The sequence below is a fragment of the Paenibacillus sp. J22P90 genome (assembly GCF_059692195.1).
The window spans coordinates 135,686-148,866 of record NZ_JCAUAY010000002.1; the positions used below are offsets into that span (position 1 = coordinate 135,686).

The 13,181-nt window shown below is 41.7% G+C and carries 10 protein-coding genes; all 10 read right to left on the bottom strand.

From position 1 onward, the window contains the following. Positions 1–88: 88 nt before the first annotated feature. A complete protein-coding gene (locus AC58UX_RS05455; protein WP_497250276.1) occupies positions 89–1,603 on the bottom strand; it encodes an ABC transporter substrate-binding protein in 1,515 nt (504 codons plus the stop codon). 96 nt (positions 1,604–1,699) lie between these two features. Beyond that, a complete protein-coding gene (locus AC58UX_RS05460) occupies positions 1,700–2,590 on the bottom strand; it encodes a carbohydrate ABC transporter permease (protein WP_497250278.1) in 891 nt (296 codons plus the stop codon). A gap of 15 nt (positions 2,591–2,605) precedes the next feature. Beyond that, positions 2,606–3,520 carry an ABC transporter permease gene (locus AC58UX_RS05465; RefSeq protein ID WP_497250280.1) on the bottom strand — a complete coding sequence of 305 codons (915 nt, stop codon included), beginning with the start codon at positions 3,518–3,520 and terminating at the stop codon, positions 2,606–2,608. Positions 3,521–3,711: 191 nt separating this feature from the next. Continuing rightward, positions 3,712–5,997 (bottom strand): helix-turn-helix transcriptional regulator, encoded by a 2,286-nt coding sequence (locus AC58UX_RS05470; RefSeq protein WP_497250282.1) that lies wholly within the window; start codon positions 5,995–5,997, stop codon positions 3,712–3,714. A gap of 262 nt (positions 5,998–6,259) precedes the next feature. Then, the gene (locus AC58UX_RS05475; RefSeq protein ID WP_497250284.1) at positions 6,260–6,466 is read right to left on the bottom strand and encodes a hypothetical protein; all 207 of its coding nucleotides are present in this window, start codon (positions 6,464–6,466) and stop codon (positions 6,260–6,262) included. A 105-nt stretch (positions 6,467–6,571) separates the two neighbouring features. Beyond that, on the bottom strand, positions 6,572–7,861 hold the full coding sequence (locus tag AC58UX_RS05480) for a Gfo/Idh/MocA family protein (RefSeq protein ID WP_497250286.1): 1,290 nt from the start codon (positions 7,859–7,861) through the stop codon (positions 6,572–6,574). Between the two features lies 1 nt (position 7,862). Further along, positions 7,863–9,434, bottom strand: coding sequence for an ABC transporter substrate-binding protein (locus AC58UX_RS05485; RefSeq protein ID WP_497250288.1), 1,572 nt, complete (start codon positions 9,432–9,434; stop codon positions 7,863–7,865). Between the two features lie 64 nt (positions 9,435–9,498). Further along, on the bottom strand, positions 9,499–10,374 hold the full coding sequence (locus AC58UX_RS05490; protein ID WP_497250290.1) for a carbohydrate ABC transporter permease: 876 nt from the start codon (positions 10,372–10,374) through the stop codon (positions 9,499–9,501). Between the two features lie 12 nt (positions 10,375–10,386). Continuing rightward, positions 10,387–11,262 carry an ABC transporter permease gene (locus AC58UX_RS05495; RefSeq protein WP_497252077.1) on the bottom strand — a complete coding sequence of 292 codons (876 nt, stop codon included), beginning with the start codon at positions 11,260–11,262 and terminating at the stop codon, positions 10,387–10,389. A 313-nt stretch (positions 11,263–11,575) separates the two neighbouring features. Further along, complete coding sequence (locus AC58UX_RS05500; protein WP_497250292.1) at positions 11,576–13,144, bottom strand: DUF3502 domain-containing protein; 1,569 nt, start codon at positions 13,142–13,144, stop codon at positions 11,576–11,578. Positions 13,145–13,181: the final 37 nt, after the last annotated feature.

A 13,181-nucleotide genomic window follows, 5' to 3' on the forward strand; every position in this document is an offset into this window, starting at 1 on the left:
AAAAAAACATGCTTACAGTTATAAGTTCATCACTTCGATCACTGTAAGCATGATTAAACTCTACTGTGCTAATTCAATCCGTGATTGATTACTTCGTTTTTTTCCACTCATCCAATTGTTTTTGAGCTTCAGCAATGACTTTGTCAGCGCCAGCTGCTTTCAGCTTGTCTTGGAATTCTTTCAGTTGTTGGCTGGCTGGCACTGTACCTGTTGATAGACCCGGGTTGTATTGATCAATAACTGTTGTGATGTTAGCGATTTCCGCGGAAACCGCTGCAGGTGAGAACTTGAAGCCGATTAACGGTGACGGTTTTGCCGTTTCGTTTTCTTTTTGCGTATTAGCTACAACACTTGGATCCGTTCCTTCAACAATTAAACCGTTAAACGTATTTCCAAATACCCAGCTGGCGTTAGGAACATAGCCAGCATCTTTATTAATTTTGATCGTTCCGTCAGTGTTTTTCGTATAATGCTTGCCTTCAACACCGAAGGAGATTGTATTGAACAACTCTTTATCCGTGTTCAGCAAGTTAATGAACATCATGGCGCGTTCAGGGTTTTTAGACGTTTTACTGATGGCTTGCATCGTTGTAATGATGGAGCTTGTTCCTGTCCATACTTCAGTTGTCGGAACTGCGATAATATCTTGACCGCCACTTGCCGTCTTTTGTTGTGCTTCAACACCTGGCTTTAAAACATTGTGGACTTGAACAATTGCGTTGCCTGTTTTCTCGATATCCGCTTTATTTTTCAATGTAGCCGCGTTATCGTTGATGTAGCCTTTATCTTTCCAACTCTTCATCAAATCTAAATATTGAACGAATTGCGGAGTCTCGTATAAGTTAATTACCTTGTCTGGATTTTTAAGGTCAACCCCAATGATACTAGTGATCGACTCTAACCCGTAACCACGATACATATTTCCAAACCTTCCAACGCGATCCAGCAAGAATGGAACGACATCTTTGCCCTCGCCTGCTTTCACTTTGGCCAAGAACGGCTCAAGATCTTCAATTTTTTTAATCGAGTTAACGTCAAGATTATATTTATCAGCAAATCGTTTTTGAATGAAAAAACCTTGTTTGTTCGTTACCGTTTGGTAGTTCGGAATAGCGTAAATTTTACCGCCAATTTTGGTTGCATCCCATACGAATTGCGGCATGGTTTTGCCCAATGTCGGTGCATATTTGGCCATTAAATCATCAAGTGCAATGAAAGCCCCTTTGGATTGGTTGGTTACATAGTCCCAGTTCCAGTTAGATACCCATGCGATGTCAAAGTTTTCGCCGGAAGCAACCGTCGTGTTCATCTTTTGAACGTAGTCAGCAAATGTTTGTGGTTGCAGTTTAACTGTTGCATTAATTTTTGCTTTTGTAATTTTATTAACAGCTTCTTGGACAGATGCCATATCTTGCGGAATCGCGCTTAACGGGAAGTTCCATACCAAGTCTACTGGTGCCAATTGCTCAACTTTCGAAGTAGCAGCCGCGCTGGCAGCTGGACTCGCTGTCGTAGTATTCTCAGATCCTGTGCTTCCACATGCCGACAATAGAACAGCAACACTTACTGCGCCCGTTAATACCTTAAACATTTCCTTTTTCATAGAATTACCCCCTGCGATAAGTTGATTTTTTATGTTGCGTATATATCAACTGCAGCATCCTATAGGTAATGTTGCAGTTCGATAACGAATAAGTTGTTAACCTTTAATAGAGCCAACGGTCAACCCGCTGATGAAAAATCTTTGGAACATGGGGAAAATAAACATCATCGGACCGGCCGCCAAGACAGCCATGGCCATTCTTGCCGATAAGCTCGGGAAATCTGCGAGATTAAAATCGACATTGACAGTCGCAATATTGTTCGATAAAAATTCGATGGTGCTCATGATGCGGTAAAGCAACAATTGAAGCGGAATCAACTTTTGGTTATCGATAAACAATAAGCCTAGCCACCAATCGTTCCAATATTGGAAGGAAATGAACAACCCAATCGTAACCAGTGCTGGTATAGACAATGGAAGCACCATGGTGAGGAAGATGCGCCACTCATTCGCACCGTCGATTTTCGCCGACTCGAATATCTCAAGTGGAAGCTTATCCAAGAACCCTTTCATGACGAGAACAAAGAACGGGCTCAGCAAGTACGGCACGATCAGCGCCCAAATGGTATCCTTCAAGTGCAAATACTGCGATATCAGAATGTAAAACGGAACTAGTCCGCCACCAAATAACGTTGTAAAGAACACATAAAGCGTCATGATTTTGCGGTAGCGATAATCGCGTCGGGACATCGTGTAAGCTGTCAACGTTGTGAAGAGCAAACCAACCATAGTCCCTACGACTGTTACGAATACGGTGACTCCATAGGCACGCATCAGCGCATCAGGAGCTTGAAGGATAATCTCATAAGCTTTCGTGCTGAAAACCTTCGGAAATAAATGATAGCCATGTGTTAACAGCGATTTTTCTTCTGTAAACGAAATGGAAATGACGAGAACAAGCGGCACAATAAGGGCCAGCGACAGTATACAAAACAATACATTAATGACATTGCCGGACCAGTTCACTCTGTTGCTTTCCGTTTGCATTATAGACCTACCTCCTTACCAAAGCGCATTGTCTGAGTTTATTTTTTTGATAATCCAGTTGGACAACAACACCAGAATGAAGCCAACAACAGACTGGTACAGCCCGATAGCCGTAGACATTCCGACATCTCCAACAACTCGCAGCGAACGGTATACATACGTATCGATAACATCGGTTGCGTTATATAAGAAGCTTGTATCGTTCGGAATAAAGTAGAACAACCCGAAGTCAGCACGGAATATATTGCCGATCGCTACGATTAACAAAATAACGATAAGCGGTGTTAAGAGCGGTATTGTAATTTTACGAATCATTTGCCATTTGGAAGCGCCGTCAATTTTGGCAGCCTCATAATAACTTGAATCGATGGAAAGAATACCTGCATAGTAAATCAACGTTGAAAACCCTACGCCTTTCCATATTTGCGTTAGAATGATAATAAACGGCCAGTACTTTGCTTGTTCATACCATTTGATTGGCTGATCACCAAGTGACTGCAGCATGACGTTCATAAAGCCGTTCTTGTGATCTAGAAACCCAAAGACGATATACCCAACAACGACCCAAGATAAGAAATAAGGAAGAAACAAGGTTGTCTGGTGCAGCTTAATCCATTTTCGAGGGATCTCATTCAACAAAATCGCGAATGTTAGCGCAAACAATAAAGTTAGCAAGATAAAACTCATGTTATAAAGAATCGTGTTGCGTGTTACTGTGAGAGCACTATCTGATTTAAAGAAAAATTCAAAGTTTTTAAACCCGATCCATTCACTCCCCCAAATTCCTAAATCGTATCGATATTGTTTAAACGCAATAACGAGACCAAGCATGGGTAAATAATTGAAAATCAATTTATACAGGATTGCCGGCAGTGACATGACGAACAATTCCTGATTGCGTTTGAAGTGCTTCCACTCCTGTTTCAGCATTTGCTTCCTCCCCCTTGAGATGTGTTCAACTCTGTGTTGTATGCCCTTATTATTGGGGGAAAACTACGCATTAAACTACTGTAATAATCAAAAAACACTCCACTTTCGTCCCGTACAATCACCAAAATACTGTATTTTCACCACTTAAGAACAAAAGAAAAGCTTTCGGGGCACTTTCGTACCCAGAAAGCTTACTCCTGAACGACTGTTTTAAATCTATATTCTTTCGGCGTGATACCAAATTTCTTTTTAAATAACTTGAAAAAGTAGCTCTCGTTGTTATAACCGACCATTTCCATAATGCGAGTAATGCTGTAATCCTTGGTTTCAAGTAATTCCAGAGCCTTTCGCAAGCGAAAATCATTAATATACTCGCTAATCGACATCGATTCATACAGTCTAAATTGCTTACTTACATGGGCCGAGGATAGTTTCATGGCAGACGCGATGCTTTGCATACTCAGATTCAAATCCTTATACTGTTCTTCAATCATTTCTTTTATGGTATCCGTTAAAATTTGATTCGATTGTTCTTTGACATCTTGCGTTCGCTGCTTTTGAATGGCTTTGAATATGTCAATGAATACGTGATATATCGGCTCTAATGTCTCTTGCTTCATGGTGTTCTGAACAAGTCGCTTAAAGTCCAAGCTGACTTGTCTTACAGTTCGACTGTTCATTTCACGTACGATATTTTCCATCAAAGCGAGCAAATGAAGAATGGCATACATGATATTGTTATAATGCATAACTTTCATATGTTGGAACAATTGATCCAAATGTTCCTGGAAATCTTTCTCATGTCCTGATTTTATGGCTTCGGTTATTTTCTTCTCTGCGTCAATTGGAAATTGGAACGTTATATTATCATTGTTGTGACCAACAAGATCCGGTGTAATGACAGTACCTTTCCCGAAAATCATTCGATAGTTTGCATTATCCAACACATGACCATATTGCTGTGAAATTTGCTGATATCGATCAACTTTTTCTCCAATCGAAACCGTAATCGAGAGACTGTAGTATTGAAGAATTGTTTGCTGAAGCTCTTTTAACGTCTGCGTCAGGGTTGTCGTACCATCACTAATGAGTAAAACAAAGTGATCATTGCCCATTGGGACAACTTCGCAGTTGACACTTTTCGAAACAAGCTCCTTGGTAATATTCGCGATCGCAAATTTATACATTCGCTTCTCGCCATCACTCGTTTTCGATTCAAATCCAGCAAAATCATCAATCAACAGCACACAAACTCGCAGTCCTTGATTAAAATCCATATCCCAATTGACTTGGTCCATTTCTTCCTGCGTAGGCAGACTCGCATCGGAAATCAGTCTACGCAACGCGTAAGTCTTCTGCGCATCCCTGTTCGTGTGCTCCTCCGATTCATGTTTCACTAATTGATGCATCGCGTCTTGATAAGCAGTCGAAATGACCTTCAACTCGTCCAATTCAGACTTATCACCAGTCTCTTTCCGACGGATTCCCGTCACTTGATGCAATAAATTTTCAATTGGACGATAGAGGCGATAAGCGACCATCAGCGAACTTGCGATAGACAGAATTAAGAATACTATAATAATCACAAAGGAAATCAACCGCATTTTACTCAGTTTTCCCCATACAATCTTATAAGGTTGATCACTCGCAATGACCCACTCATTTTCACTGGATGACATAAAGCTTAGAATGGACTTAGCGTCCCCCGATCCGTGTACGAGATAGTCCTGTGTGATGCCAGCTCTCACTTTTTCTCGGATGATGGATTCAATAGGGTATGTAGAAGCAATATTATCCTGCTGCTGTGCCATAAGTGGAATGCCTGATTTATCTGTAATAAAAATGGAGCCGCGAATTCCTTCACTCGTTTTATTCATATTCGATAAGTTATCAAACAACCAAGAGGGCTTGATTGTAACGACCAGCTTACTCTCAGAAACATCGTCATACATGAACATCGCCAAAGATGGAAATGGCGTTTTATCCGTATATAAAGGAACGAAAGTAAGAACGGGTATATTCTTATGAGATTGGATAAACTTATCAATGACACCATTCATACCGTCATCCTGGCAATTCAAACTGCTCAAAGTTGAATAATAACAGTCTGTTTTGGCATTATAGATCGTAATATTTTGCAAAAAGGACGAGTTAAAGACCGTTTTTTCCAGCCTGTTTAACTTTTGTGCAAGCTCGCCTTTATCCATCAGATTGATATTTGACAAATAGACAACATCAGGGTCAAAAAAGGTAGCAACTGCAATGTTTTTAACCGTATCATGCATATAGTCAATATTGTATTTAATTTGCGAAAGCACCTTTAAATCCGCTTGCTGCTGCATTTGCAACATCGTTTTATCAGCGTTGTAGAAGAGTAACGTCGTGCTGACAGATAGAAACACAATCATCAGCACCGTGATCGAAAGCAAAAGCTTTAACAAGTATTTTCTTGATTTGTATAAACGAATAAAATTCATATAGACCCACCTTTTCTCGGAAGCTCTATGACGTAAGGCGAAATTCATTATAGAACATAAACTTACAGCTCATAGATAGTATATTAGTATTTTTGAAATATTTTAAGTATTTACATAGGTTCCCACTCTATTATTACGTCGATTCCGAGTGAATTTCTACAGTAAAGATTGAAAAACACTGTACTTTTTCCATATAATTGCCTAGGAAATAAAAAAACAGATACAAGTTCTAAGACTTGTACCTGCATCAATTAGTTTGCATCTACGTAAAATTACTTTTATAATCCTCTGCAGTAGCTTTCGGATTTTCGTTAACCTCGATGATCCGGATCTCGTCGACACTGTCTTTTTCACGCCAGCTGCGCAGCATCGAAAATCCAGCAGTGACCGCTTCGATCTTGTTTCTAGCTCTCACGGAAACACCGTGAACAATTCCCTCGACAGTTAACTCGATCGTATAAAGTTTCATGATGTTTCACATCCTCGATGTTCTTTTTTCTTTAAAGTCGAAGTTATACTGTGAACTATACCACCATTTAGTTATAATAATTGATAAAATGTTAAGATTATTGCATCATATTTCATGTGATTTGAAATTGGCTTGCAATTCATCCCTATATTCCTTCATCCCAATAACTCGGCTTTCCAAACGTGACTTTTCGGCAGCGAAAGCCATCAGATGGCTTTGTACGGAATTCCGTGCGCTAGTAAGTCCTACTACATCCCCATTTCTACTCACCAACCGCACGAAATCCCGCATGATGCCATGATCGCCGCCGCCATGTCCTTCCAATGGAGCATCAATATCGATCGTTGTAGTCTCACCAGTAATAAAGTTGCTTACCTCGATGACGTTCTTCTCCATATCGGCTCTAATCTGACCGCGTGTTCCCATCAGCTTCATCGATCTGCCGCCTTCTTTCGTAAAGGCACACATCGTAAACGCGATAGTAACCTCGTTCGCGAACTCCAAATTGACGACCTGATGGTCGACCACATTATTGTCGCAATGATAAACACATCTGCCGTATGGGCCCTTTTTCAAAGCCTGAAGGACACCTTCATCGCTTGGATCGTTACTGACAACGTTACGTAGAACTGACCCGACCCAGTCCTCTCTTTCCAAGTACATTTTAGGGGCATAGTAAGGACATTCGTTCTGAACAGGGCACCCATCCAAGCAATACAATGGCGCTCCTTCCGGCGCATGTTCAGAACGAAAATGTGTTAGCGAGCCAAATGAAGACACCTTCGTACAGTCGGCATCCACCAGCCATTGCAAAATATCCATGTCATGACAACTCTTCGCCAAAATCATCGGGCTAGAAGTTTCAGAATTGCGCCAGTTCCCTCTTACGAAGCTATGCGCTTGATGCCGATGCTCGACGTTTTCAGTATGCTGTATCGCAATAAGTCTGCCGATCGCCCCATCGACAAGCAATTTCTTGAGCTTTTTATAAAACTCGGTGTACCGAAGTACATGGCAGATGGAAAACACTCGCTTATATTTTTCCGCGTAGTCCCCCATGAGGACACATTCGGTCGGGCTTGGAGACATCGGCTTCTCCAGCAGGACGTGATACCCTTTCTCCAAAGCTCGAATGGAAGGCTCAAAATGCATTTGATCCTGCGTGCAGATCAAGATCGCATCAGCGAGCTTGGGCCCTTCAAGCAGTTGCTCCCAGCTTTCGAAAACATGAGAACTTTCGATAGCGTGAGCCTCCTGGAATCGTTTTCTTCTTACGGGGTCCAGCTCTGCTATTGCTACAAATTTCACGTCTTCCGGGTATGCGAGTGCATAGGATGCGTAAGCATCGGCGCCTCTTTGTCCCGCCCCTAGTAATACTGCAGTCATGTTAGCCATATTATTTAGCTGTCGCTTTCCAAGCATCTAGTTGCTTTTGCTTCTCAGCAATAATTTTATCTGCGCCTGCGCTCTTGAGCTTCTCAAGGAAAGTTGGCAAATACTTGCTAGGATCTACCGAGCCAGATGCTAGTGCGTTATAAAGCTCTGCAATGACTGCATCGGTGTTGGCCTTCTCAGCCTTAACTGGTGTAAAGTCAAAAACAAAGCCCAGTGCATTGGATGGTGTTGCGTTTTTATTCAGATCTACCCACATTTGCGTAAACTTCTGATCGTTCCCTTTTGGATCACCTTCAGACAAATAGGAGAGCGCCATGTTGCCAAATTCCCAAGGGGAAAAGATTTGATAGCCGCCATCTTTGATCGTTTCAATACGTGTATCAGAAATTTTCTTATAATGTTTGCCCTCGACGCCCCAGACAAGTGTGTTGTAAATTTGTTTGTCCGTGTTCAACAGATTAAGGAACATCATTGCTCTTTCTTTATTTGGCGAATTAGCAGATATCGCCGTCATTGTCGCTGCAGCTTTATCGGTTGTCAACAGCGGCTTCACAAATTGGAAGTCGTATGACTGTGTTTCTGGACTTGGGCCGGACATTCTTCCTGTAGCGTCCATACCTGCTGCTGCGAACGCCACGGAGTCAATATCAATTTGACCCAATTGAAGGGCATTCTTGCCAGCCTTTTTATCTGCATTGGTATCTTTTAACGTCGCTGCGTCTTTCCGCAAATATCCTTTGTTATACCAGTCTCTCATCATTGTCAGATAGTCTTTGAATTCTGGTGTTTCATACTGATTAACAACCTTGCTGCCATCTTTTAAGTAAAGATCTCCAGGCGTTTTCGAATCACCTAGACTTTCAAGGCCAAACATAGGTGGAGCAACCGTAAATGCATCGTTAAATTCCCAAGGGATCAGGTTTGGCTCGTTCTTCTTGACTGTTTCCAGGAAAGGCGTCAGATCCGATAATTTGGTCACAGATTTCCAATCCAGTTTGTACTTATCCGCTACTGCTTTCTGAATGATGTAGCCGTACCCTGCGGTTGACTGTTGGAAGACAGGCACGCCATAAATTTTCCCTTTCACCTTCACAGCATTCCAGAACATATCCGGGATACCTTTCTTCATATCTGGATATTTGGCAATCAAATCGTCCAATGGCGCATAAGCCCCATTCGCTACATTTTGAAAGTAATTGTTAAAGCCTGCCGCTGTCCATACGAGATCGTAGGGCTCGCCCGATGCCATGACGACTTTCATCTTCTCTTCATATGCGCCCCAATCAATCAGTTTAAGTTTAACTGTGGCATTGATTTTTGGCTTGATGAGCTTATTCACGGCATCTTCTACGGACTGCAGATCCTTCTGAGGTCCATTCGGGAAGTAATACGTAAGTTCAACGGGTGCTAATGGAGTTGCTGTTGGTTGAGCAGTTTGAGCTGCCGCCGTACTTGGGGCGGGAGTTGCAGAAGGCGTTGTCTCAGCCTTTGGAGTACTACACCCAGCTAGTGCGACAGAGAAACCAATACTCAGCGTAACCAGTGAACTTGCCGTTTTCATCGCTTTTTTCATTGATAGACCTCCATATTTTTGTTTTTATATGCTTAATGGGCTGATGCCCTTTGAAGCCGGTGAATTACGATTTCACTGCGCCTAAAGTAAGGCCTTTGACAAAATATCTCTGTAAATAAGGGTAAGCGAGAATAATTGGGCCCACGGATAACACGCAGGTTGCCATCCTAGCCGTTTCGTCCGGTTGTACAGCTGCGATTTTCTGAGTCAAAGCATTCCCTTGGAGAAAGGCGATGTTGTTCATGATCGACTGAAGAAGAAATTGCAGCGTATACAACTTACCGCTTTCAATGTACAAAGCAGCAGTAAACCAATCGTTCCAAAGAAAGACTGCTGTGAAAAGACCTATGGTTGCGAGCACTGGCGTCGATAAGGGGAGAACCAGCTTCAAAAAGGTATGAAACTCGCCTGAACCATCAATTCTTGCGGATTCTATGATGGATTCTGGAATTGTAAAAGTAAAAAAATTTCTCATGATCAGCACATTGACCGAAGAAACCAAGTAAGGAACGAAAAGCACAAATATCGTATCCTTGAGATGAAGGTATTTCGAGAGAAGAATGTACGTGGGCACTAATCCTCCACTGAACAATAAGCAGAATACGACTAAGAAGGACACGATGCTTCTGTATTTCACTTCTTTTCTTGAAAGACTATAGGCAAACAAGGACGAAATGATAAGATGCAGCAGAGTGCCGACGAGGGTTACGATGATCGTAACAAGGTAAGCTCTCAAAATAGGCGAATTCCCGTTCAGAATGTAGGAATAAGCGTCTAAACTAAATTTCAGGGGAATTACACGATAGCCAGACTGAAATATAGACTGCTCATCGGACAGAGACACGGAAAGTACAATGAGCAACGGTATTAGGCATATTGCGCAATACACCATAAAAACAGCGTTTAGCATAAAGTTAGGAAACGTAAGTCGTCTGATCATCTTGTCATCCTCCTAGAACAATGCACTGTCACGATCGTATAGTCTAATCAAAAAGTTCGATACAAGAACTAGGACAAATCCAACACAGGCTTGATACAGTCCCACGGCGGAAGACATGCCGAAATCACTCATGCTTTTCAGCGATCTGTAAACGTAAGTATCGATGACATTCGTAGCACTGAACAAGACACCGGACTCCTTCGGCAGGTTATAAAACAATCCCCAATCGCCAAAAGCGGCGTAAAAAATTTTCCCCGCCTGCAGCAGCAGTAACGTAATCGTGATCGGGGCCAGCATCGGAATCGTAATTTTGATTGCTTGCTGAAACTTATTTGCGCCATCCATTTTGGCAGCCTCATAATACTCGGAGGAAATCCCAGCAATTCCTGCTGCAAAAATAACCGAGAAGTAACCAACGTTTTTCCAGACATAGCTCGCTGGTAAAATAAACCACCAATAGAACGGTTCGGAATACCACTGCACAGGCTCGCTATTGAATTGTGCAAGTAACGTATTGATAATGCCTTTGTCCATACTCAGGAAAGTGAAAAGTAAATATTCAGCTACCACCCAAGACAAGAGAAAAGGAAGCAGTAAAATGCTTTTGTAAGCACTCGCAAGATAACGATTGCCTATTTCATTAATGAGAATCGCAATCAAGAGCGATAAACCAATACCGAGTATAATGAAGATTAGATTGTAAGCGATCGTATTGAAGGTGATTTGAAAAAGTGCATCAGATTGAAAGAGAAACTTAAAATTTGCGAAACCTACCCATTTACTCTTAAAGATCCCTTTGATGGGGTTATATTGTTGAAACGCAATAACAACCCCTAACATGGGTAGATAATACATGACGATGATGAAAAGCAGTCCAGGAAGCATCATGAGATAAAAGATTCTGTTCTTAATCAGTTCACTTATGACAGGTATGACGGGCGCTCGTTTATTTATGGCTGTTTTCGATTCCACAAGCATTCTCCTTTGCGTGATGGCGATGAATTGGATGTCCCCATCATAAATCGAAAACAAACGATCAGAATACAGAGAAAAAACAGAGAATCACCGATTTTTAAATAAAATAGGACTACAAAAACGAATTAATTCTCTGAAAAATGAACCAAAATTGAAAAAGTTCACGCAAAAAGAGCATTCACCGAAATAAATGGCGAATGCTCTTTACTAGTTTAATTTAAATTTCCTACTTCGTTGTCGCTTTCCACGCATCCAATTGCTTCTGTTTTTCGGCAATAATTTTATCAGCGCCTGCCCTTTTCAACTTATCCAGAAATTGAGACAAGTACTTCTCAGGGTCTACAGAACCACTTGCAATTACATAATAAAGTTCATCCATGACAGCATCAACATTAGCCTTCTCTGCTTTAACCGGTGTAAAGTCAAAAACAAAACCTAATGCATTAGACGGTGTTGCGTTTTTATTGAGATCTACCCACATTTGCGTATACTTCTGATCGTTTCCTCTAGGATCACCTTCTGACAAATAGGAGAGCGACATATTGCCGAACATCCACGGAGAAAAGTTTTGGAAGCCTCCATCTTTGATGCTCTCAATCCGATTCTCCGCAACCTTTTTGTAGTGCTTACCTTCAACGCCCCATACAAGTGTGTTATAAATTTCTTTGTCAGTGTTCAAAAGATTGAGGAACATCATCGCTCTTTCTTTATTTGGCGAATTGGCTGAAATAGCCGTCATTGTTGCTGCAGCTTTATCAGTTGTTAGAAGTGGCTTCACAAACTGGAAGTCATAAGATTGTGTATTCGGATTGGAAAAGGACATTCTGCCTGTTGCATCCATGCCTGCAGAAGCTAAAGCCACAGAGTCAATATCGATCTGACCCAATTGAAGGGCATACTTTCCTGCCTTACGATCGGCCGAATTTCCTTTGGTTACCGCTGCATCTTTCCGTAAATATCCTTTGGTGTACCAGTCTCTCATCATCGAGATATAAGCTTTGAACTCTGGTGTTTCGTACTGATTGACAACCTTGCTGTCATCTTTTAAGTACAGATCACCTGGCGTCTTCGCATCGCCTAAACTTTCAAGGCCAAACATTGGAGGGGCCACCGTGAAAGCATCAGAAAACTCCCAAGGTATCAGATTTGGCTCGTTCTTCTTAACGGTTTCCAGGTAAGGCGTCAGATCTGATAACTTGGTGACTGACTTCCAATCCAGTTTGTACTTATCTGCTACTACTTTCTGTATCACATAGCCGTACCCTGCGGTTGACTGTTGAAATACTGGCACCGCATAGATATGCCCTTTTACTTTAACAGCATTCCAGTACATATCCGGAATACCTTTCTTCATGTCAGGATAGTTGTCAATCCATTCATCCAACGGCGCATAAGCGCCATTCGCTACATTTTTAAAGTAATTGTTAAAGCTCGCCCCTGTCCATACAAGATCATAGGGTTCACCAGAGGCCATAGTGACTCTCATTTTCTCTTCATAAGAACCCCAATCAATCAGTTTCAGGTGTACTGTAGCGTTAATTTTGGGCTTAATGAGCTTATTTACAGCATCTTCTACAGACTGCAAATCCTTCTGTGGACCGTTCGGGAAATAATATGTAAGTTCAACTGGAGCTAATGAGTTTGATGTAAGTTGAGTTATTTGAGCAGCGGCCGTACTAGGTGCAGAATTGGAAGTCGTTGGTACCGTCTTTTGAGAGCTGCATCCAGCGAGTGCAAGAGAGATACCCATACTCAGCAAAATAAGCGAATTTTTCATTTCCTTTGATTTGTTCATTGTTTGACCTCCATGGGTAGGCAATAAGTCGTAAATA

Excerpts from the sequence above, each read along its gene's own strand:
- AC58UX_RS05455 (WP_497250276.1), bottom strand. The coding sequence starts at position 1,603 with ATGAAAAAGGAAATGTTTAAGGTATTAACGGGCGCAGTAAGTGTTGCT.
- AC58UX_RS05460 (WP_497250278.1), bottom strand. The coding sequence starts at position 2,590 with ATGCAAACGGAAAGCAACAGAGTGAACTGGTCCGGCAATGTCATTAAT.
- AC58UX_RS05465 (WP_497250280.1), bottom strand. The coding sequence starts at position 3,520 with ATGCTGAAACAGGAGTGGAAGCACTTCAAACGCAATCAGGAATTGTTC.
- AC58UX_RS05470 (WP_497250282.1), bottom strand. The coding sequence starts at position 5,997 with ATGAATTTTATTCGTTTATACAAATCAAGAAAATACTTGTTAAAGCTT.
- AC58UX_RS05475 (WP_497250284.1), bottom strand. The coding sequence starts at position 6,466 with ATGAAACTTTATACGATCGAGTTAACTGTCGAGGGAATTGTTCACGGT.
- AC58UX_RS05480 (WP_497250286.1), bottom strand. The coding sequence starts at position 7,861 with ATGGCTAACATGACTGCAGTATTACTAGGGGCGGGACAAAGAGGCGCC.
- AC58UX_RS05485 (WP_497250288.1), bottom strand. The coding sequence starts at position 9,434 with ATGAAAAAAGCGATGAAAACGGCAAGTTCACTGGTTACGCTGAGTATT.
- AC58UX_RS05490 (WP_497250290.1), bottom strand. The coding sequence starts at position 10,374 with ATGATCAGACGACTTACGTTTCCTAACTTTATGCTAAACGCTGTTTTT.
- AC58UX_RS05495 (WP_497252077.1), bottom strand. The coding sequence starts at position 11,262 with ATGATGCTTCCTGGACTGCTTTTCATCATCGTCATGTATTATCTACCC.
- AC58UX_RS05500 (WP_497250292.1), bottom strand. The coding sequence starts at position 13,144 with ATGAACAAATCAAAGGAAATGAAAAATTCGCTTATTTTGCTGAGTATG.